This window comes from Streptomyces milbemycinicus (genome assembly GCF_002154605.1).
GTDB classification, from domain to species: domain Bacteria; phylum Actinomycetota; class Actinomycetes; order Streptomycetales; family Streptomycetaceae; genus Streptomyces; species Streptomyces milbemycinicus.
The window spans coordinates 1-22,035 of sequence record NZ_MUNE01000118.1 but is presented as its reverse complement, the minus strand read 5'-3'; the positions used below and the strand labels follow the sequence as shown (position 1 = coordinate 22,035).

The following is a 22,035-nucleotide window of genomic DNA, read 5'->3' as shown; positions in this document are numbered from 1 at the left end:
CCTCGCTGACCATGTCGTCACCTGCCTTCAGTTGGAGGGGCGCGGACGCGCTTCGGAGAGCACGCCGAGCTCGTTGTCGATGAAGTCGAGGATTTCGTCGGCCGTGGCCGACGCGAGCTTGTCCGCCGCGTCGAGCGCCGTGCCGTTGCCGTTGCTCTCGGTGTTCTTTGCGGCGTTGTCTGCGCTGTCCGCGTTGTCTGCGTTATTCGTGTCGTCGGGCGCGAGTTGCTGCTCGATACGGTGGGCCAGCGCCTCCGGCGTCGGGTGGCGGAAGACGACGGCGGCGGGCAGCCGCAGCCCGCCGGCCGCCACCAGCCGGTCGCGCAGCTCGACGGCGGTCACCGAGTCGAAGCCCAGCTCCTTGAACGAGGCGTCGGCCCGTACGGCCTTTGGGTCGGGCTGCCCGAGCACGGCGGCGGCGTGATCGCGTACCAGCTCCAGGACGGCGCGGCGCCGTTCGGCGGGCCCGAGGCCCACCAGCCGGCTCGCCCAGTCGGTGGTGCGGCCGGGCGCGGCGGCGGCGACCGGGCGGACCGGCGCCCGGCCGCCCGCACTCGCACTCGCACTCGCACTGAGCGTGCGCAGCGCGGCCGGGAGCTCGTGGGCCGGGCGGGCGGTCAGGGCTCGGGTACGGATGTCGGCCGCCACCAGCCGCGGGCGGTCGGCGCGACAGGCCGCGCGCAGCAGCGCGAGCCCGCGGTCGGCGCCGAGGACCCCGGTCCAGCGCCCGCCGGAACCGGCGCCGCCATCGCCGTCGGCGGCGGCCCAGGGCCCGAACGCGACGTCCAGGCCGTGCAGTCCGGCCCGGCGCCGTACGTCCATCACGGCCGCGCAGAACGCACTGGCCGCCGCCCTTTCGGGGGCCACCGGGCCGTCCCAGGCCGTCGCGGCGTCGGACAGGGTCACAAACCGGACGGACGGCAGCCCGGCGGTGGCGTGGTGCAGCGCCCGCACCACCCCGGCCGCCACGGCCCACCCGCGTGCCGCGTCACTTGTCTCGATGTCGGCGGACAGTCCCGCGACATGGACGACGCCGGTCAGCGGATGGGCCGGATCGACCTGCGCCACCACCCGTTCCAGCGCGTCGGTGTCGCGAGGATCCACCGTGACCATGTGCACCTGGGCGTCTTGCGTGTCATACGTGTCGTAGGTGCCGTCCGCGCCCTCGAAGCGGACCAGCAGCAGGTGCCGGACGCACTCGGCGCGCACCAGATGCTCGGCGACCGCACGGGCGAGCGGGCCTCCGGCATCCGTGACGAGGACCGTGCCGTCCGGGTCGAATGCCACACCGCCCGGGGCGGCCACGGAACGAGCCAGGCGTGGCGCGAGCAGCGTGTCCCCGCGCAGCGCGACCTCTGGTTCGCCAAGCGCGGCCGCCAGACCCGCCGCCGCGCCGATGTCGGTGTCGGTCTCGGGGTCGGTGTCCGCGTCCACGTCGACGAGAACGATGCGGCCGGGGTGTTCCGCCTGGACACCACGGGCATGGCCCCAGGCCGCCGCCGCGGCCAGGTCCACCGGCTCGCCCTCGGCGCCGCCCGCCGCGACCGCACCCCGAGTGACCACCGCGAGCCGGCTGCCCGCCAGCCGCGGCTCGGCGATCCAGGCGCGCAGCGCCGCCGCCACGCCTCGTACGGCGGACAGGGCGGCGTCCTCGGGCGCGGCGCCGGGGTCGGCGGCCGGTGGCCGCCACATCACCACGGAGGGCGCGGGCGCACCCGCGTCCAGGGCGGCCAGCAGCGCCGGGAGATCCGTATATGTGTCCCGGCATCCGTCCACGCCCGGCTCCGTCGGCGCCTCTCCCAGTACGGCCACACACCCGGCGTCGTCCTCGGTGCCGGACGGCTCCTGAGGCGCCACCGGCGTCCAGTCGAGGGCGAAGAGACCACCCGCCGCGGCCCCGCTCGCCTCGCGCACCTGCCGTACGGTGCGCGGGCGCAGCACCACCGACGCGACGCTCAGCACGGGAGCCCCGGTCGGGTCGGACACCTCGATCCGCAGCTCGCGTTCTTCCGTGGCATGCCCACCGTCTCCGTCCAGTGGCGACAGCCGGACCCGCGCGGCGCGCGCCCCGGTCGCCCACAGACGGACGCCGCTCCACGCGAACGGCAGCCACAACCGGGCTTCCGGCCCCGCTCCCTCGTCCCTCTCGCCACCGGCGGCTCTCTCATGGCCTGGTTCGGCCAGCAGCGCGGGCTGCAACGCGGCATCCAGCAGGACGGGGTGCAGGCCGAATCCGGCCGTACCGTCGCCGTCTGCACCGCCTTCACCGCCGCCACCGGCCTCCTCGGGCAGCGCCACGTCCGCCACCAGGTCGGCGCCGTCCCGCCACAGCGCCGCAACGCCCCGCAGCGCGGGCCCGTAGCCGTAGCCGCGCCGCTCGGCCCGCTCGTACAGCCCGGCCGGGTCCAGCGCCTCGGCGCCCGCGGGCGGCCAGGGGACGGTCGCGGTCCCGGTGTCCGCCGGAGCGGGCGGGCCGCCCGGGGCCAGCGACCCCACCGCGTGACATGTCCAGCCCTCGCCCGCGCCCGCGTCGGCGGGCCGGGAGGAGATCCGTAGCTCACGGCGGCCCGACTCGTCCGGCGCCCCGACCGCGACCTGCGCCAGCACACCCCCGGACGCCCCGGACAGCCCGGACGCCCCGGACAGCTCCAGGGGCGCGCGCAGCAGCAGTTCCTCCAGCGACGCCCCGCCCGCCTCATCGGCGGCGAGCAGCGCCCAGTCCACCAGGACCGCGCCGGGCACCAACTGGACGCCCGCCACGGTGTGCGCGCCCACCCAGGCCGCGTCGCCGGGAAGCCGGCCGCTCAGCACCAGGCCGCCGTCGGCCAGTTCGACCGCCGAGGACAGCAGGGCGTGCCCGGCCGGCCGGGTTCCGGCCCCGGCCGCGCGGCCCTCGCGGCGGCCGTGGTCCGGCGCCAGCCAGTACCGCCGTCGCTGGAACGGATACGTGGGCAGCTCGACCGTACGCGGCCGGTGGCCCTCGTCGCCCGCATCACCCTCGTCGCCGACGAACCAGCGGCTCCAGTCGACCGCGAGCCCCGCCGCGAAGCCGTCCCCCAGGGCGCGCACCACCTGATCCGGGCCGCCTTGGTCCCGGCGCAGCGTCGGCACGGTGGCCGCCGCCACCTCGGCCTCCTCGAAGCACTCCCGTAGCGCGGGGATCAGCACCGGATGGGGGCTGACCTCGATGAACACGCGGTACCCGGCGGCCAGCAGGGCGTCGATCGCCGACGCGAACCGCACCGGCTGCCGCAGATTGGTGAACCAGTAGTCGGCGTCCAGCTCCTCCGTCGGCTGCCGGGCGCCGGTGACAGCGGAGTAGAACACCGCGTCCGAGGCACCAGGGGAGAGGTCGGCCAAGTCGGTGCGGATCGTGTCCGCGAGCCGGTCGACCTGCGGGCCGTGCGAGGCGTAGTCCACGTCGATCGTGCGGGCCCGGTGGCCCGCCGCCTCACAGGCCGCCATCACCGCGGCGACCTGGTCGGTGGGCCCCGACACCACCGTGGAGTACGGCCCGTTGAACACCGCCACCGTCACCCGCGCCGCCGCCGCGCCCAGGTCCGCGAGGAAGCGCTCGGCCTCCTCGCCGCTCAGCGCGAGCGAGGCCATGGTGCCGTGGCCGGCGAGGGCGCGCAGGGCTTGGGAGCGCAGCGCCACGACCCTGGCGCCGTCCCGGAGCGACAGGCCCCCGGCGACGCACGCGGCGGCGATCTCGCCCTGCGAGTGTCCGACGACCGCGGTGGGCGTCACGCCGTAGCTCTCCCAGACGGCGGCGAGCGACACCATCACCGCCCACAGGCACGGCTGGAGGACATCGACCCGGGACGGCTCGGGCGCGCCCGGCGCGCCGCGCAGCACGGCGGTGAGGGACCAGTCGACGAACTCGCCGAGCGCCGCCTCGCACGCGGCGATGCGGGCCGCGAAGACGGGGGAGGAGTCCAGCAGTTCCACGCCCATGCCACGCCACTGCGAACCCTGTCCGGGGAACACCATGACCGGGCCGGGGGCTGCCCCCGCCGAAACGGCGGCGGGCGCGAGGCCGTCCTCCACCGCGCGCAGCCCGGACAGCAGCTCGTCCCGGTCCGTACCGCTGACCACGGCTCGATGGCGGTCCGCCGACCGCGTGGTGGCCAGCGACCACCCCACGTCCGCCGGGGAGGCCGGGGAGGCCACCGCGGCCGGGGAGCCCAGGGCGTCGGCGGCGACCCACTCGGCCAGGCGGCCGGCCTGGGCGCGGAGCGCGTCGGCGGTACGGGCCGACAGCACCCAGGGCACCACGCCGCCCGAGGTGGTGGGCTCCGGTTCGGGGTGGTCGGGTGCCTGTTCGAGGATGAGGTGGGCGTTGGTGCCGGAGATGCCGAAGGAGGAGACGGCGGTGCGGCGGGGCCGACCGGATCCGGGCCGGTCGGCCCCGGGCCAGTCGATGGGCTCGCTGAGGAGCCTGACCGTGCCGTCGGACCAGTCGATATGCGGGCTGGGGGCGTCGATGTGGAGGCTGGCCGGGAGGCGGCCGTGGCGCAGGGCCATCACCATCTTGATGACGCCCGCGACGCCGGCGGCGGCCTGGGTGTGGCCGATGTTCGACTTGATGGAGCCCAGCCACAGCGGCCGGTCGTCGGTGCGTTGCCCGCCGTACGTGGCCAGGAGGGCCTGGGCCTCGATGGGATCGCCCAGCGTCGTGCCCGTGCCATGGGCCTCGACCGCGTCCACGTCCGCGGGTTCGAGGCGGGCGTTGGCCAGGGCCTGGCGGATGACGCGTTGCTGGGAGGGGCCGTTGGGGGCGGACAGGCCGTTGCTCGCGCCGTCCTGGTTGACCGCCGAGCCGCGGATCACGGCGAGCACCTGGTGGCCGTTGCGGCGCGCGTCGGAGAGGCGTTCGAGCAGGACGAGCCCGGCGCCCTCGCTCCACCCCGTGCCGTCGGCGGCGGCCGCGAACGGCTTGCACCGCCCGTCCGGCGCCAGCCCGCGCTGCCGGGAGAAGGAGGTGAACATGCCCGGTGTGGCCATCACCGTCACACCGCCCGCCAGCGCCAGATCGCATTCGCCCTGCCGCAGCGCCTGCGCGGCCAGGTGCATCGCCACCAGCGACGACGAACACGCCGTGTCCACCGTGAGCGCCGGCCCCTCCAGGCCGAGGGCGTAGGCCACCCGGCCGGACGCCACGCTCGGCGTGGAGCCGGTCAGCAGGTGTCCGTCGAGCTCGGCGGTGGCCTCGTGCAGCCTCGGCCCGTAGTCCACCGCCGTCGCCCCGACGTAGACGCCGGTCGCGCTGCCGGTCAGCGAGGCCGGGGGGATCCCGGCCCGTTCCAGCAGCTCCCAGGAGAGTTCGAGCAGTATGCGCTGCTGCGGATCCATGGCCAGCGCCTCGCGCGGACTGATCCCGAAGAACTCCGCGTCGAAGTCCCCCGCGCCGTACACAAAGCCGCCCCGGCCCGTCGCGCTGCTGCCGCTCCCGTCCGGCGCTTGGCCGAACAGCTCCGCCAGATCCCAGCCCCGGTCGCCGGGGAACTCGCCCACGGCGTCGACCCTTTCGTCCACCAGGCGCCACAGCGCCTCGCCCGAGTCGACCCCGCCGGGGTAGCGGCAGCTGACGGCCACCACGGCGACGGGGTCATCGGCCATGGACGGCCCTGTCGCCGCCGTCGGGACGGCGGTGGGCTGCCCCTCGTGCGCCGCGCGCAGCCACGCCGCCACGGCGTTCGGCGTCGGGTGGTCGAAGGTGAGGGTGGCGGGCAGTTCGGTGTCCGTGGCTGCGCTGAGGCGTTCGCTCAGCTCCGTGGCGGCCAGTGAGTCGAAGCCGAGCTGTTTGAAGGTCAGGGTCGGGTCGATGCCGTCGGGGCTGTTGTGCCCGAGTACGAGGGCGGCGTGGGTACGTACGAGCGCCAGAAGCTCGCCCGGGGAGGCGGCAACGGCCGGGGACGCGGCAACGGCCAGCGGCTCCCGGTCAGTTGGCGGCGCGACCGGCGAGGTACCGGGCCGCCCCGCCCCCCGCTCGTCCAGCCCGTCGGGCCAGTGGCGTTCGCGCTGGAAGGCGTACGTCGGCAGGGGCGCCCGCCGGGTCTCGTGGCCCGCGAAGGCGGCCGCCCAGTCGACGCCGACGCCCCGTACGTGCGCCTGGGCCATCGCCGACACGAAGCTCTGTGCCTCCGGTCGGCCGCGGCGCTGCACCGCGATCGCCACCGGGCGGGGCGCGTCGCCGGCCCATGCCGCGGCGCTCTCCCGCGCCATGCCGGTCAACGAGGCGTCGGGGCCGAGTTCGAGGAAGGTGTCGACCCCCGCGTCGCACAGGTGCCGTACACCGGCGTCGAACCGTACGGCCTGCCGCGCATGGTCGGCCCAGTAGTCGGGCGAGCGCAGCTGGGCCTCGGTGGCCGGCCCGCCGGTCACATTGGATACGACGGGGATGGCGGGCGCGGCGAATGTCAGCCCGGCCGCGACCGTGCGCAGGTCCCCGAGGATGCCGTCGAGGTGCGGGGAGTGGAAGGCATGGCTGACCTTGAGCACGGTGGCCTTGCGGCCCCGCGCCCGCCAGGCGGCGGTCGCCTCCGCCACGGCCTCGCGGTCGCCGGAGATCACCACGGAGGCGGGTGCGTTGACGGCCGCGAGGCCCACCCGTCCGCCGTACGCCTCCAGCGCCTGCCCGGCCTCCTCGGCGGTGGCCTGCCAGGCGGCCATCGCCCCGGGGGCGGTGATGGACTGCATGAGGCGGCCCCGGGCCGCCACCAGCGTGCAGGCGTCGGGCAGCGACAGCACCCCGGCCACATGCGCGGCCGTGATCTCGCCGACCGAGTGGCCCATCAGGTGGTCGGGGGTCACGCCCCACGAGGTCACCAGGCGGTAGAGGGCCACCTCGATGGCGAAGAGCGCGGGCTGGGTGTACGCCGTCCGGTTCAGCGGCGGCTCGCCGTCCGGTGGGGCCTCGGCGAACATGAGGTCCAGCAGCGGGGTGTCGGTGTCGAGCAAGGGGTCCAGGTGCGCGCACACCTCGCGCAGCGCGTCGGCGAAGACCGGGTACGCCGCATACAGTTCGCGGCCCATGCCGGGGCGCTGGCTGCCCTGGCCGCTGAACAGGAACGCGACCCCGCCCCCGCCCGCGCGGCCACGGATCACTCCCGCCGTCTGTGTCCCGGAGGCCAACGCGTCGAGGCGACCCAGCAGTTCGTCTTCGCCCCTGCCCAGGATGACGGCTCGGTGCGGGAAAGCCGTACGGGTCGTGGCGAGCGCGTGGCCGACATCCACCGGGTGGAGCCCGGGGTGTGCGCGCAGGTGTTCGCACAGCGCGGCGGCCTGGGCCGTGAGCGCCTTCGGGCTCGCCGCCGAGACGACCCAGGGCATGACCGGCGGGGCGGTGCGCGCGGACACGTCCCCGGGCGCCGTGGGCCGGTCCGGCAGCACGGCCGGGGCGGGCGGTTCGGCCAGGACGACATGGCAGTTGGTGCCGCCCATGCCGAAGGAGCTGACCCCGGCCGTGAGCCGCCGCCCCTCGTCGGGCCAGGGCTCGAACGCGGTCTGGACGCGCAGGCCGAGTTCGGCCAGCGGGATGTCGGGGTTCGGGGTGGCGAAGTTGAGACTCGGCGGAAGTCGCCGGTGGTGGATGCTCAGGGCCGTCTTCAGCAGGCCCGCGATACCGGCGGCGGCCTCCAGATGGCCCACGTTGGTCTTGACCGAGCCGACCCGCAGCGGCGCGTCCACCGCGCGGTCCCGGTGGTCCCCATCGAGCGCGTCACCGAGCGCATCACCGAGCGCATCACCGAGCGCATCACCGAGCGCGGCACCGAGCGCGGCACCGAGCGCGGCGGCTTCGATCGGATCGCCGACCGGGGTGCCGGTGCCGTGCAGTTCGACGTACTGGAGTTCGGCGGGCGACACCGCGGCCCGCTGCCACGCCTGCCGCACCACATCCGTCTGGGCGTCGGCGCTCGGCCGGGTCAGGCCGTCGGTGGCGCCGTCGTTGTTGACCGCGCTGCCCTCGATCACGCAGTACACCGGGTCGCCGTCGGCGACGGCCGCGGCCAGCGGTTTGAGCAGCACCATTCCGCCGCCCTCGCCCCGTACGAAGCCGTTGGCGCGCGCGTCGAAGGTGTAGCACCGGCCGTCCGGCGAGAGGCCCTGGAACTGGGCCTCGGCCATGCGCATGCTCTCCTCGGCCAGGATCAGGTTCACCCCGCCCGCGAGCGCCAGGTCGGCCTCGCCCCGGCGCAGGCTCTCGCAGGCCAGGTGCACGGCGACGAGCCCGGAGGACTGGGCCGCGTCCACCGTGAGGCTCGGTCCGCGCAGGCCCAGCAGGTGGGAGACCCGGTTGGCGATGAGGCCGCGGTGCAGCCCCGCCATCGTGTGCCGGGTGATGGCGCTGGCGTTGGGTCGGTGCCGGTGGAGGAGCGTGGCGTAGTCGTCCCAGATCGCGCCGGTGAACACCGCGGTCCGGCGCTCCGCCAGGTTCTTGGGGCCGAGCCCCGCGTCCTCCATGGCCTCCCACGCCAGTTCGAGCATCAGTCGTTGCTGCGGGTCCATCGCCGTGGCCTCGCGTGGCGAGATGCCGAAGAATCCGGCGTCGAACGTGTCGACGTGCTCCAGAAGTCCGGCGAAGTACGGCGGGGAACCGGGCTCGGCGGGCCAGCGGCTGTCCGGGACGGGCAGGACGGCGTTCTCGCCCGCGCGCAGCAGGCGCCAGAACGCCTCGGGATCGGGTGCGCCGGGCAGCCGGCAGGCCAGCCCCACGATCGCGACGGGAGACGTCGCCTGCTGCGCGTGGCTCGGGCTGCTCCCGGCCATGACACCCCCATACCTGAATCGCAAAACCGCTGGTTATGGCTTACGAGATGCCCCGAACAGCGCTCATTCTCCGAATGATTTCTAAAGTTGATCTAACCGAGAATGTCTAGGGAGCGCCTTGTATACGCCGGGCGAAACTTGCCCCGGTGATCCTTCGGATCGAACTGGTGACCTGGGGGGATCGCTACCGAAACTGCGGGGTACGGCGACGGTCACTGATCGACGAATCCTGATATGTACCCATCTGGTTGTGGGTCTTTTGACCCTCACACTGGCGCGCGCCGCACGGTTAGGATGCGTTGATGTTGCCCTCTCTGCGATCATTGCTGCTGGTTGTTCGCCCAATGGAGGGGACCGCGGCCCGTGGTGCCGAGCGTAGTTCGGCACCATGAGTCGGTGCAGCCGCCGATCGCAGAGCAACGCCGTCGATCTCCATGGCCGGAAGACCACCTCCCACCTGACTGAAAATCTCACTGGGGGCAATGTTGCAGCCGTGTGAAATGCGCGGATGCGGCTGCGATCTGGCTAAGCTGTTGATGGCGTGGGTAGGCAACGACGCTGAGGTCTGAAGCGCGACCAAAAAGGCTTCCAAAATCGGGGTGAATTTTTCGAATGCTGGCTGAATTCGATCAAAATGGAGAGCCCTCCTGGTTCGACAAGACGCTGGCAACGGGGGGAGTTCGCGTATCATGAGGTACGAGATACTGGGCCCGTTGCGCGTGGTTGACCGATCTTCGGTCACCTCAATCAGCGCCCGGAAGATCGAGGTGCTGCTGGCCGCATTACTCGTGCGGGCCGACGAGGTGGTGAGCAGCGAAGATCTCGTGAAGGAGATCTGGGGCACCCGGGCACCGCGGCAGGCCGTGGCGGCGCTCCATGTGTACGTGTCCCAACTCCGCAAGTTCCTCAGGCGCCCCAACCGCACCGAGAGCCCCATCGTCACCGCTCGCAGCGGGTATGTGCTGCGGCTGGGCGACGACGAGCTGGACTTCCATGTCTTCCAGGGCCTGGTGCGCCAGGGGAGGGCCGCGCAGCGGGCCGGGCGTACCCATGAGGCCTGCGAGGCATACGAGGAGGGCCTTGAGTTCTGGCGGGGGCCGGTCCTCGAAGACCTGCGTGACGGGGCGATCGTCAACGGCTTCGTATGCTGGGCCGAGCAGGCCCGGCTGGAATGCGTCGAGTCGTTCGTGGAAGCCGGCCTGGAACTCGGCCGGCACCGTGAATTCGTCAGCTACCTCTATGCCCGGATAGAGGAGCTTCCGCTGAACGAAGCGTTCTACCGGCAACTCATGCTGGCGCTCTACCGCTCGGGCTGCAGGGCCGACGCCCTGAATGTATACCACTCGGCGCGGGCTGTGCTGAGCGAGGAACTCGGGCTGGAGCCGTCCGCCGCTCTCAAGCGGTTGCATCACGCCGTGCTCGTCGACGCCCCGGAACTCGAAGCCGCATAGCCGAATCCCGTGCGCACCGCCGACTCGTCACGCATCCAGGAATAGCAGAGCAGGGGGTAATTCGTGCGGTACGAGATTTTGGGACCTCTCCGTGTAGTCGACGAAAAGGGCGGTTCACCGCTCAGAGCGCAGAAACTCGCTGCCGTTCTCGCCGTCCTGCTGATCCGCTCGGATCAGGTCGTGATGGCGGAACAGCTCACCAGAGAGATCTGGGGCGAGCTGCCGCCGCGCCGCGACACCGCGAGCATCTACGTCTGCATTTCGCGGCTTCGCAAGTTCCTGAGCCGGCCGGGCCAGCAGAATCCCATCATCACCCGCCCCGGTGGATACATGCTGCGCAGAGCGTCCAGCGAATGCGATTTCGATGTCTTCCAGCAGCTGGTCGCGGACGGCCGGAAGTGTGTCAGATACGGGGAGCCCGCGCAGGCGGCCCTCTGTTTCGAGCAGGCCCTGGCGCTGTGGCGGGGCCCGGCGTTCGGCAACGTCCAGACCGGGCCGATTGTGACCGGCTTTCTGAAGCGGCTGGACGAGATGCGCATCGAATGTGCGGAAATGTCGGCCGAGGCGCATCTTGAACTCGGCCGCCATCGGGAACTCGTCGGCCGACTACGGTCCCTGGTCGCCGAGTTCCCGCTCCGGGAGACGTTCTATCGGCAGCTGATGCTGGCCCTCTACCGCTCCGACCAGAAGTCGGAGGCGCTTGGCATATACGAGTCCGCCCGGCGTGTTCTCGACAGGGAACTGGGGCTCGAACCCGGCCGGAAGCTCAGGGAGCTCCGGCACACGGTGCTCGCCTCGACCTGACGGAACTCACCAGGCGGACGCCATCTGGGCCCGAGCTCGCCGGGGGTTTCCTCGCATGCCGCGAGTGAACCCACCGGCGATGTTCCGGGCCCTTGCGGGCTTTGGCCGCTTGTTGGCCAGTTGACCCGTTGGCCACTTGGCTGATTACTCGGCGACGTAGGTCCGGCGGATCCATTCGAAGACCCGCAGATGCTGTCCGTGGTGCTCCACGAACTGGCCTGTGGGTTCGAAGTGTTCGTACGCGTTGCCGATGAGAAGCTTCAGGGTCGACTCGGTGTCATCGACATGCCGCGTGTGCGGATCGGCCAGCTCCGTGGGGCCGCCGCGCAGGATGACGTTGGGCGCAGATGCGGACATAAGAGGCTGCATTCCCTTCGCTATACACCCAAGAGAAGGTTGGTATGAGGCGGAAAGCGCACCGATGGGCGACATACTTCTTGCTCACAAAGGGCTTGTGGGGGCCCGGCATGGGTGGGCTTCCAGATCATCCCGATCTGCTCCCCCAAAGCCACTGCGCTCGGTCCAGCCTAGAGGCGCCGGGTCATCCGGTGTGAGGGTCGTTCGACCGACAAAAAGGCATCAATTCCCTCACGGATCGTGAGGATTCCGCTATCGCCCCGTCACACTGATGGCCGTCGAGGATGGATGACCCATGTCGATTAGCTCACTGTCGCCCGGTATCGACCCGCCGGCCTCGGCGCGCCTTCCCGGCTCGGCCGGCCCCTGGGCGCGCGAATACGTCGCGTTCAACCGGCGGTTGGCGCTATACGGCCGCGCCGGGGTGATGAGCGCCTGCGCCGTGCTGGGCGTGGCGGCCATGCCGGTGGACGAGATGGCGCCCGCGGCGGTGGTCGCGGTGGCCGTACTCGCCTGGAGCTGGATCCATCTGCGGCTCGCCACCACCTCGGCGATGCGGCAGAGGCCGCTGCTCGCCCTGGATCTGACGGTCATGACGGCGCTGTGTCTGAGCCAGCGGTTCACGATCCCCGAGGCGCAGACCACGCATGCGGGCACCTGGATCCTGGTGTCCGTCAGCTTCACGGCCGTGGCGTACCAGCTGATGCAGCCGCCGCTCACCGGGATTCTGGCCACGTTGTGGCTGTGCTGCGCGGATGTGGTGGGCACCGCGTTGCACCCGAACCTCGAGTGGTCCGGTGTGCTGCGCAGTGTCATCTGGGTGGTGGTGAACATCGCCCTGGCCCGGGCCGTGGTCCGGCTGGTGTTCAGCGAGAGCCGGGCGGCCGACGAGGCCGCCGACCGGGCCGCGCGGGCGCGGCAGCAGGGGGAGGCGGCGGAGGCCCGCTGCGCCGCGGAGCGGGAACACCTGGCCGCGCTCCACGACACCGCCTGCGCGACCCTGCTGATCGCGTCGGCACCATGGGCGTCGATGCGGGCGGAGACGCTGCGCGCCCAGGCCGCCAGAGATCTCCTCCGGCTGCGCGCCGAGCAGCCGGTGGCGGGGGAGGTGGACCTGGCCGCCGAACTGCTGGACGAGATCGCCGCGCATCCCCTCCGCGTCATCAACAGGTTCGACGTGGAACTGGGCACGGCCTGGCGCCCCATCGCGGCGGCCCTGCGCGGCGGCCTCGGCGAGGCGCTGCGCAATGTGGCCCGGTACGCGGGCGTCGATGCCGTACGGGTCACGGCGGAGCGCGTGGACCATGTCATCGTCGTGACCATCGCCGACAGCGGGGTGGGGTTCGACCCGGAGCACATTCCCAGCCAGCGGATCGGGATCAAGCGTTCGATCCGCGCCCGGATGTGGAACGTGGGGGGCCGCGCCACCGTCGAGTCCCGGCCCGGACACGGTACGACGGTGCGGCTGGAGTGGCCGCGTGGGTGAGGACTTCCGGCAGCTGATCACCCGTCACCAGCTCCGTGGCATCCGCGCCGGGGGGCTGGTCATCCTGGTCACTCTGCACATCGGGTCCGCGCTGCCCGGCCTGCTGGGCGGCCTGGGCGAATACCGGTACCCCTGGATCCCCCTGGCCGCCTACGGCCTGCTCACGCTGATCCTCGGCGGCAGCGTCGTCCTCGGCCTCGACGGGCGCCCCTGGCCGCGCGGCTGGGTGCCATGCGCGCTGGCCGGCACCTTCGTCGCCTCAGTGGCCACCACCAGCCAGGTCCCGCCGGACCACTACTTCGTCAGCTCCTTCCACTGGTCCTACTCGCTCGCGGGCTGGTTCACCGTCGTCCTGCTCGGCCACCGAGGACCGTTGGTTTCCGGCGCCTTCCTCGGCGCTCATCTGGCCGTCACCGTCGCCCTGTTGCTGACCGTCGAGGTGCCCTCGCGGTCCGTCGGGGCGAGCATGGCCCTGAGCGCCCTGTCCGCCGGCTGCTTCCAGATGACCATCGCCGCCGGCGCCAAGCTGCTCCTCGACAGCAGCGCGGCCATCGGCCAGGCACTACGGGCCCAGGAGCGAGTACGCACCCGTATCGCCGTCGCCCGGCAGATCCAGACGGACCAGCGCCGCCGGTACGCCGAGCTGAACGCCACCGTGCTCCCCCTGCTCACCGGGCTCGCCAGCGGCTCCCTCGACCCGGAGGACGACGAGGTGCGGCACGCCTGCGCGCTGGAAGCCGCCCGGCTGAGGCGGCTGTTCGCGGAGAGCGACTGTACGTTCGATCCACTGGTCCACGAGATGCGCGCCTGTATCGACGTCGCCGAGCGCAACGGGACCACCGTGCAACTCGCCGTCCGCGGCGACCCCCTCGAACTGCCCCTGCCCCTGCGCCGCGCGCTCCTGGACCCGGTCATCGCCGCGCTGGCCGCCGCCGGGCAGACGGCGCGCGTCACCGTGGTCCGCGGCGGGGATCAGGTGCGGGTGGGCGTCGTGGTGGACGCGCTGCGGGACCGGCTGCCCGAGCCGAAGGCGAACGGGATCCGGGTACGCACGGTCCACGCCGAGGACCGTCTCCTCGTGGAGGCCGCGTGCCGGATCACAGCTCGTCCAGAGCTATCAGACCGTCCTGAACCGCCCTGGCCACCAGCTTGGCCTTCGTGGTCGCCGGCCGGCCGGCGTTCGCGTACTTGATGCGCACCCGGTCCAGATAGGTGTTCACCGTGCGCTCCGAGATCCCCAGGCTCTGGGCGACCACCGCCTTCGACTCGGACTGGAACCACTCCACCAGCACCTCCACCTCCCGTACGGACAGCACGGGGCGGCTCTGCCGGGTGTCGCTGCCGAACGCGCCGGCCAGTGACGGGGGTGTATAGGGGATGTCCTCGGCAGCGGCCCGGATCGCCTTGACCAGGTGCCGCTGCCCCTCCGCCTTGGTGATGTAGGTGGCCGAGCCCAGATCCATGCAGGTCAACGCCGCATCCTGGCTGTCCCGCATGGTGTAGACGACGACCTTGCGCTCCTGGGCCACGAGCTCCTGCAGCTCGTCGTACGCGGGCCGCCCGTTCTGCAACAACAGATCCATGACCACGACATCCGCCACCCGGCCCGGACCATGGAGGGCCACCGACACGTTCGCCCCCTCTGCGACCACGCTGATCGGTACGTCGGCGGCGGCACACCATGCCGAGATGCCCGCGCGCACCACGGGGTGATCATCGACCAACACGACGCTGAGGGGAATCCCTAACTCCACACTCACCCACCCATTCGTGAGAGAACCTGTACAACGAGTAGACAAACTGACGTGCCCCGAGTTTTGTGGAATGGACCTGCTTGCTGTGATGCTTCACGTCATGCTTGGGGTTCCCGTGCAATCGGAGCCGATCCTGCTCAAAGACTCCCCGGGTTTCACACCTCGGATGCGGAAGTGCGGCGAAAGATTCCGTTAATGAACGCATGTTCGACAAAGTGAACATATGTCCGGGTCGTGTGGATGGTGGTCCGTAGCCTTCGCAAGGCCGCTGCCGACCTGCGGAGGTCAGCGGCCGGCGGGACGATGTCCCGCTTGAGGGTCTCCCCCCTGCGGATCACGATCTCACCGACTTCCCCCCGGAACAGTCTCATCGACGGGGGTGCTCGCCCGGAATCATGAGGGCCAAGAGAGCTTTTTCGCGACGATACGCCCCGATATCGGTGGCGGTCCGCTCCTGCGGCCGCAGCTTCGCGCGGCGGCCGCAGCGGCTCGTCAGCCGATGGGTTCCGGCATGGGGTGCACGTCGTAGGCGAGGCGGATGGTGTCGCCGGTGGCGGGGTCGCCCAGTTCCACGCGCCAGGCGTCGGCGAACTGGTCGACACCCGGGGTCATGGGGATGGTGCCGGAGATGAGGACGGTGCCCGGGTTGAGGGCGTCGCGGGAGCGCAGGACGTCGACCCAGTAGGCGGGGGTGAGGAGTTCGGCGAGGGTGCCGTGCTGGATCTCGGTCTCGGTGCCGTCGCGGGTGACCCAGGCGCGCAGGGTGAGGTCGTCCAGACGTGGTTCGACGTCGGCGAGCCGCCAGGCACGGCGGGCGAGGACGTCGGGGCCGGCGTTCTTGCTCCAGGCCACGCCGTGCACCTCGAGGTCGCGGTCGGTGTGGTCGCAGGCGGCCGTGAGCAGCAGCTCGCCGTCGCCGGCCACGACGAGCGCCCACTCGGCCTCGCCGGAGGTGTGCCGGTGCTGGACCGCGACGCGGTCGGTCTGCTGGGCGAGGTAGGGGGCGACGGGGTAGAGGGTCGGGGTCACGGAGGGGGTGGGTACGCCGAGCTCGGCGAGTTCGGCGATGTGCGCGGCGACGTCGTCCTGGCTGCGCCCGGCGTACCCGGCGTTGAGGACCTGGACGATGTCGACCTCGCGTGTCGATCCGTCCGGCAGTTCGAAGGTCAGGCGGGCCATGAAGGCACTCCCAGAGTTCGGGTGACGGTCCGCGGTGGTGGATTTCTCCGCGGTTAACTTCTCGCGCAGGGCTTGCGCATACGACCTGTATACAAGAAGTATGCCGGAAGGTCGATGTCCCCCGAGCAAGGATGGGAACCATGCACGACACCACCAAGGACGATCCGAGGGCGTCCGAGAGGCGCTCCGGCGTCCGGCGGGCCTTTGTCGCAAGCCTGACCGGCACAGCCCTGGAGTGGTACGACTTCGCCGTCTACTCCGCCGCGGCGGCCCTGGTCTTCGGCGATCTCTTCTTCCCTTCGGAGGACCCGCTCACCGGCACGCTGCTGGCCTTCTCCACGTACGCGGTCGGCTACATCTCGCGCCCGCTGGGCGGGGTCGTCTTCGGTCGCCTCGGCGATGTGATCGGCCGCAAGAAGGTGCTGATCGCCACACTGGTCCTGATCGGCGCGGCCACCTTCCTGATCGGCGTCCTGCCCACGTACTCCACGATCGGGGTCGCCGCCCCGATCGCCCTGGTCGTGCTGCGGTTCGCGCAGGGCGTGGGCGTCGGCGGTGAGTGGGGCGGCGCGGTGCTGCTGTCCAGCGAGTTCGGCGACCCGCGCCGCCGCGGCTTCTACGCCTCCGCCGCGCAGGTGGGCCCGCCCGCGGGCAACCTCCTGGCCAACGGCGTCCTGGCCGCCCTCGGCGCGCTGCTGACCGAGGCGCAGTTCGAGGCATGGGGCTGGCGGGTGGCCTTCCTGCTCTCCGGCGCCCTCGTCGCCTTCGGCCTGTGGATCAGGGCGAAGCTGGAGGAGACCCCGGTCTTCAGGGCGATGGAGGCCGAGCAGTCCCGGCCCGAGGCGCCGATCCGCGAGGTCTTCACCACCCAGCCCCGCGCCCTGCTCGCCGCGATCCTCTGCCGCGTCGGCCCCGACGTGCTGTACGCCATGTTCACCGTCTTCGTCCTGACGTACGCCACCGGAGAGCTGGGCATGTCGCGCGGTTCCGCCCTCGCGGCCGTCCTCATCGGCTCCTCGCTGCAGGTCTTCCTGATGCCGCTGGCCGGTGCCGTCTCCGACCGGATCAACCGTCGCGTGCTGTACGGCTGTGCCGCGGTGGCCGCCGGTGTGTGGCCGTTCCTGTTCTTCCCGATGATCGGCGGTGGCAGCTGGATCCCGCTGGCGCTCGGCGTCGTGGTGGGCCTCGTGATCCACTCCTTCCTGTACGGGCCGCAGGCCGCCTTCATCGCCGAGCAGTTCTCGCCCCGGCTGCGCTACACCGGCTCATCGCTGGCGTACACCCTGGCCGGCATCATCGGCGGCGCCATCGCCCCGCTGCTGTTCACCACCCTGCTGAGCGCCTACGGCAGCTGGCTGCCGCTGGCCCTCTACATCGCCGTCGCCGCGGCCGTCTCCCTCGCGGGGGTGCTCCTGGGCCGCGATCCCGAAGCCGCCGTCGACGAGGACGCCCAGCTCGCCACACCGGCCGCCCAGGCCACGGCCGACGCCGTCTGACCCACTGCCGTCCGACCCACTGCCGTCCGACCCACTGAGGAGGAAATATGCGGATCGCCCTGAGCCAGCTCACCACCGGCCCGGACCCCGGGAAGAACCTGCGGCTCATCGAGGAATGGGCACAGCGCGCCGCGGACGCCGGAGCCCGTGTCGTCGTCTTCCCCGAGGCCTCGATGGCCTGCTTCGGCACCCCACTGGCAGCGCTCGCCGAACCCCTGCACGGACCGTGGGCCGACGGAGTACGGGAGATCGCCAGGGCCACCGGCACCGTCATCGTGGCCGGCATGTTCACCCCGGCAGACGGCGGCAAGGTGACCAACACCCTGCTGGCCACCGGCCCCGGCGTCGAGACGTCGTACGACAAGATCCACCTCTACGACGCCTTCGGCTACCGCGAGTCCGACACCGTCGCCGCGGGCTCGCGGACCACCGTCATGGACGTGGACGGCGTACGCCTGGGCCTGGCCACCTGCTACGACGTCCGCTTCCCGGAGCTGTTCCGGGCACACGCCGACGCCGGGGCGGCCGCGACACTGCTGGCGGCCTCCTGGGGAGCCGGGCCCGGCAAGCTCGACCAGTGGGAGCTGCTGGTGCGGGCACGAGCCCTGGACGCCACCCTCTGGCTGGCCGCCGTCGACCAGGCCGACCCCGGCACCGCCCCGGGAGACGCGCCGACCGGCATCGGGTACAGCCGGATCGTCGGCCCCGACGGAACCGTGCGGCACGCCCTGGACGCTGAACCGGATCTGCTGGTGGCCGACCTCGACATCGACGAGGTCACGACAGTACGGAAAAAGACATCGGTGCTGGCCAACAGGCGGCCGGAGGTATGGCAGTGAGCAAGCCGGAGCTGGAATTCCACCTGCCCGCCGGACCGTGGACCACTTCCGCGGAGACCGGTCCGGGCGTGCGGGAACGCGTGCTGGCCGACGACCCCGACGGCGGCGGCCGGACCGTTCTGGTCCACTGGGCGCCCGGTACCGACACCTCGGCGCAGGGCGTGGCACGCCACGACTTCTGGGAGGAGGTCTACCTCGTCGACGGGGCGCTGCACGACCTGACCCTCGGCAAGACCTTCACCGCGGGCATGTTCGCCTGCCGCCCGCCCGGTATGCCGCACGGCCCGTGGACCTCCGAGAACGGCGTCACGATGCTCGTGGTCACCTATCCCGGACCACCGGCTAGGCGCCCTCGAGCAGCACCTTGAGCGTCGACTGCAGGTGATGGTCGATCGCGGCGCACGCCTGCCCGGCGTCACCGGCGGCAAGTGCGTCCACGATGGCCCGGTGCTCCTTCAGCACCGCCTCCTGCCGCCCTTGCTGATTGAACACGGCCACCACCCCGGCCCGGACCTGGCGGCTGCGCAAGCCTTCGTAGTGCCGGTCCAGCAACGTGTTCCCCACGGCCGACACCAGCGCCGCGTGGAACTGGTGGTCCACCGCGATGAACTCCCGGGCCTGGCCGGGGCCGGTGAGTTCATCCTGCCGCTCCAGCAGTGACCGCAGCTCTTGCACCGGCACCCGTCCGGTGGTGACGAGCTGCTGCGCGGCATATCGCTCCACGATGCCCCGCAGCTCCATCAGCTCCCTGATGTCTCGCCCCGTCAGCGGCGACACCCGGGCGCCCCGCTTGGGTACGAGTTCGACCAGGTCCTCGGCGGCGAGCAGGAGCAGCGCTTCCCGGATGGGGGTCCGGGAGACCCCGATCCGGTCGGCGATCTCCTGCTCGGACAGAAACGCCCCCTGCATACTGGGATCGGTCAGAACCGTGTCCTTCAGATACGCGTACGCCGTCTCCCGACCGGACGCCACCGCAACCCCCAGAGGCTCGTATACATAGCGTATACAGACGCTACCACGCGCTCGATGGGCTGGGCTGGCTGATGCAGCCGGACGTCGGTTGTTGTCACTCGCCCGGGGCTTCCACGCTCTCACTCCATTTCTGAAGCCATCCGCGTACCTGTTCGCAGATGTCGTCCAGGCCCGCGGAGGTCGAATACACGACAGGTGCTTGCTGGGCGCTGTTGGCAACCAGTACGCGTGCCCGCAGGGCCGGTGCTTGTCCCGGCTCCCACCAGACACGAACGATGAGGACTCCGGTGGGAGTGTGAAGAACAGTCATGACCCCAGCGTTGCGCTCTGCCGCCACCTAGACGTCACGGCCGGCTGCGCTTGCCACGCGGCGACACAGCAGGGATGACGGCTCAAGTCCGAGTTCGCTACGGAGAAGGCTTCGCAGTTCCCTGAAATGCCGGATGGCTTCGCCTGTGTTGCCCTCCGCGAGGTAGGTCTCGATGACCTGCCGGTGGGCGCTTTCACGCAGTGGTTCTCCGGCAACCGCCCGAAGTGCCGCGTCCAGTGCCTGACCGAAGTTGCCCGCGGATCGATGTACACAGGCCAGCGATTCCAAAGCATGAAGGCGCATCTGATGCAATCTCTCCCGCTCGACGATGACCCACTCGTCCCACGCCTCCGGCAGCAGGTCGCTGCTCAGAGCCTGATCGGCGAGTTCCACGTCCGGAAGGGGCGTTCTTCGCGGGATGTGGCCACCCGACGGTTCCGACCAGGCAATCGCCCGGCGCAGGATGTCCTCGGTGGCCGTCAGATCCGTTTCGATGTCCTGTGACAGTTGAAGGGTGCTCGGCGTGGCGACGACCAACGGCTGATTCAGTTTGGGCAACCGCCACAGCGCTGAGCGCAGACAGCCGGCCGCTCGGATGCCGGAGGCGTCCGGCCATAGTCTCTCGGCGACGTGTTCACGGGTGAGTGTGCGGCGACTCAGCACCAGCAGGCTCAGCAACCGCTGGCCCGCAGGGGCGATCAGCACGGACTGTCCCTCGTATCGAAGTTCGAAACTTCCCATGAGCGACAAATGGGGAAGGTGGTGCAGGCGGTACTCGTCGGAGTGCTTCTGCATTGCGCCTCCTCAGACCACGAAGAAGCCGTCGCGGGCGAAGTGGGAATCCCTGGCGCGGCAGCTCCGGCGGTCCTCGGTGAGGATTGCGCACTTCGCGTCGAAATCCGTGGTGCGCCTTTTGGCGGCTGCCACCTGGGGCTCTGCCGACGCGCGTGCCGCGCTGTATCAGTGCCGCACCTCCCATTGGAACACCGCAAGACTTTTGGCACATCTGCGCGCGGGGGTGACGTCGTGGTGACGAGCCGGTGATCCGGTTCCACCAAGCTCCTCTCAGTGACCTGGCTGGTGACCCGGCACTGGGGACGGCAAAGAGACGAGGGGAGACACCGTGTTCACGCACCGCTTCGCATCCTCACCACCGTTCTGCTGGTCTGCGCGCTTCCATTCGCACCGACGCACCAGAATTCCGACCAAGATCTACGACGGGATGCTGCTGCTTCTCGTCATTCTCGCCGTGGCACACCACTCGCCTGGCCGGGGACTTCTGCTGGCGGCCTTTCTCATGTGCCGCGTCATTGGCCGTCCCCTCGCCCATAATTGGCTGACACCTTCCACGCCCGGCCCTTCCGCGCCCGGCCTCCCGGAATACGGGCGGCACCGATGAGTGCTCCGGCGGTCACGCATCCGACCCGTACCGCAGTCCCGGACGAACGCTCCCAGGTCCTCGGAAGGCTTTGCGACCTCCGGTCCCGAGGCAGGTGGCGGTTCCGACTGGCCCTGCTCGGCCCCGCCTTCGTCGTGGCTGTGGCGTACGTCGACCCGGGCAATGTGGCAACCAACGTCGAGGCGGGCGCGCGCACCGGCTACATGCTCGTATGGGTTGTCGTGCTTGCCAACATCATGGCGATGCTCGTGCAGTACATGTCGGCGAAGCTCGGGCTGGCCACAGGGAAAAACCTCCCCGAACAATGCCGTGAACTCGCGCCGCGATGGCTGAGCCGACTGCTGTGGGCACAGGCAGAGCTGGTCGCCATGGCCACCGATCTGGCGGAATTCGCCGGCGCCGCGCTCGGGCTGAGCCTGCTGTTCGCCATGCCGATCCCGCTCGCCGGGCTGGTGACGGCGCTGGTGTCGTTCGCCGTTCTGGCTTGCCAGCAAAAAGGCTGCCGCTTCTTCGAACTCGCCGTTTTCGCCTTGCTGCTCCTGGTCCTGTCCGGATTCTCCTACGATCTGCTGATCGTAGGCCATCAATCCACTGCGAGTGCCGCAGCAGGCATGGTGCCCCATCTCCGCGGTGAAACCACCGGGCTGCTCGCGGCAGCCATTGTCGGGGCGACCATCATGCCGCACGCTGTCTATCTTCATTCCGCGCTCACACAGCGCAGGGTGCAGGCCGACAAGCCGAGCGAACAACGTTTTCTACTGCGTTACCTGCGAATCGACTGCGCGCTGGGGTTCGCCATCGCGGGCGCCGTCAACCTCGGCATTCTCTGCCTTTCCGCGGCTCTTTTCCGTGACACGGACTTGGGGAACGTGGATGCCATCACCGCCGCGCACACCGACCTGGGCAGGACCATCGGAGGTGGGGCAGCGATGACCTTCGCCGTGGCCCTGCTCGCCTCCGGCATCTCTTCTGCAAGTGTGGGCACGTGCGCAGGCCAAGTGGTGATGCAGGGATTCCTGCGTCGGCGTATCCCTCTCTTCGCACGACGGATCATCACGATGGCACCGGCGCTGTTCATCCTGTCCGCCGGTCTTCCCATCACCTCCACTCTGGTATTCAGCCAGGTCGTCCTCGCATTCGGCATCCCCTTCGCCCTGCTCCCGCTCGTGGTCGTCACACGCCGCAGAGACCTCATGGGCGCGTTGGCCAACGCGCC

14 protein-coding genes are annotated in these 22,035 nt (G+C 70.9%); 8 read left to right on the top strand and 6 right to left on the bottom strand.

Annotation, left to right across the window (positions count from 1 at the left end):
- Positions 1–27: 27 nt before the first annotated feature.
- Positions 28–8,772, bottom strand: coding sequence for a type I polyketide synthase (locus CCN51_RS10440; protein WP_086859474.1), 8,745 nt, complete (start codon positions 8,770–8,772; stop codon positions 28–30).
- Positions 8,773–9,461: 689 nt separating this feature from the next.
- Between CCN51_RS10440 and CCN51_RS10435 the strand changes: the two genes are divergently transcribed.
- Positions 9,462–10,223 (top strand): AfsR/SARP family transcriptional regulator, encoded by a 762-nt coding sequence (locus CCN51_RS10435; protein ID WP_014180988.1) that lies wholly within the window; start codon positions 9,462–9,464, stop codon positions 10,221–10,223.
- Positions 10,224–10,286: 63 nt separating this feature from the next.
- Positions 10,287–11,027, top strand: coding sequence for an AfsR/SARP family transcriptional regulator (locus CCN51_RS10430; RefSeq protein ID WP_014180989.1), 741 nt, complete (start codon positions 10,287–10,289; stop codon positions 11,025–11,027).
- Positions 11,028–11,171: 144 nt separating this feature from the next.
- On the opposite strand, the gene CCN51_RS10425 is transcribed toward CCN51_RS10430, so the two are convergent.
- Complete coding sequence (locus CCN51_RS10425) at positions 11,172–11,384, bottom strand: DUF5988 family protein (protein ID WP_014180990.1); 213 nt, start codon at positions 11,382–11,384, stop codon at positions 11,172–11,174.
- A 295-nt stretch (positions 11,385–11,679) separates the two neighbouring features.
- Here CCN51_RS10425 and CCN51_RS10420 point away from each other — a divergent pair, with 295 nt between their 5' ends.
- Both CCN51_RS10420 and CCN51_RS10415 read left to right on the top strand, forming a co-directional pair.
- Positions 11,680–12,870: a sensor histidine kinase gene (locus CCN51_RS10420; protein WP_014180991.1), complete on the top strand. Its 1,191-nt coding sequence runs from the start codon at positions 11,680–11,682 to the stop codon at positions 12,868–12,870.
- On the top strand, positions 12,863–14,062 hold the full coding sequence (locus tag CCN51_RS10415; protein ID WP_014180992.1) for a hypothetical protein: 1,200 nt from the start codon (positions 12,863–12,865) through the stop codon (positions 14,060–14,062). Before CCN51_RS10420 ends, CCN51_RS10415 begins: the two co-directional genes overlap by 8 nt.
- Here the strand turns inward: CCN51_RS10415 and CCN51_RS10410 are convergent.
- Together CCN51_RS10410 and CCN51_RS10405 are read right to left on the bottom strand one after the other, a co-directional pair.
- Positions 13,968–14,597 (bottom strand): response regulator transcription factor, encoded by a 630-nt coding sequence (locus tag CCN51_RS10410; protein ID WP_238545499.1) that lies wholly within the window; start codon positions 14,595–14,597, stop codon positions 13,968–13,970. The genes CCN51_RS10415 and CCN51_RS10410 overlap by 95 nt on opposite strands.
- A 519-nt stretch (positions 14,598–15,116) precedes the next feature.
- Positions 15,117–15,803, bottom strand: coding sequence for a DUF2848 domain-containing protein (locus CCN51_RS10405; RefSeq protein ID WP_014180995.1), 687 nt, complete (start codon positions 15,801–15,803; stop codon positions 15,117–15,119).
- A 140-nt stretch (positions 15,804–15,943) separates the two neighbouring features.
- Here CCN51_RS10405 and CCN51_RS10400 point away from each other — a divergent pair, with 140 nt between their 5' ends.
- From CCN51_RS10400 to CCN51_RS10390, 3 genes are read left to right on the top strand one after another with little or no spacing between them, the layout of a single operon-like run.
- Positions 15,944–17,299: an MFS transporter gene (locus CCN51_RS10400; RefSeq protein WP_014180996.1), complete on the top strand. Its 1,356-nt coding sequence runs from the start codon at positions 15,944–15,946 to the stop codon at positions 17,297–17,299.
- A 47-nt stretch (positions 17,300–17,346) separates the two neighbouring features.
- Positions 17,347–18,138, top strand: a complete 792-nt coding sequence (locus CCN51_RS10395; protein ID WP_014180997.1) for a carbon-nitrogen hydrolase family protein — start codon at positions 17,347–17,349, stop codon at positions 18,136–18,138.
- Positions 18,135–18,506, top strand: a complete 372-nt coding sequence (locus CCN51_RS10390; protein ID WP_014180998.1) for a cupin domain-containing protein — start codon at positions 18,135–18,137, stop codon at positions 18,504–18,506. The genes CCN51_RS10395 and CCN51_RS10390 overlap by 4 nt, the downstream gene beginning before the upstream one ends.
- Here CCN51_RS10390 and CCN51_RS10385 read toward each other — a convergent pair.
- Positions 18,481–19,110 carry a GntR family transcriptional regulator gene (locus tag CCN51_RS10385; RefSeq protein ID WP_014180999.1) on the bottom strand — a complete coding sequence of 210 codons (630 nt, stop codon included), beginning with the start codon at positions 19,108–19,110 and terminating at the stop codon, positions 18,481–18,483. The genes CCN51_RS10390 and CCN51_RS10385 overlap by 26 nt on opposite strands.
- A 337-nt stretch (positions 19,111–19,447) precedes the next feature.
- Positions 19,448–20,215, bottom strand: a complete 768-nt coding sequence (locus CCN51_RS10380) for an AfsR/SARP family transcriptional regulator (protein ID WP_014181000.1) — start codon at positions 20,213–20,215, stop codon at positions 19,448–19,450.
- A 744-nt stretch (positions 20,216–20,959) separates the two neighbouring features.
- On the opposite strand from CCN51_RS10380, the gene CCN51_RS10375 reads away from it, so the two are divergent.
- Positions 20,960–22,035, top strand: a 1,076-nt coding sequence (locus CCN51_RS10375) for an Nramp family divalent metal transporter (protein ID WP_245881600.1), incomplete at its 3' end; no start/stop codon positions are given.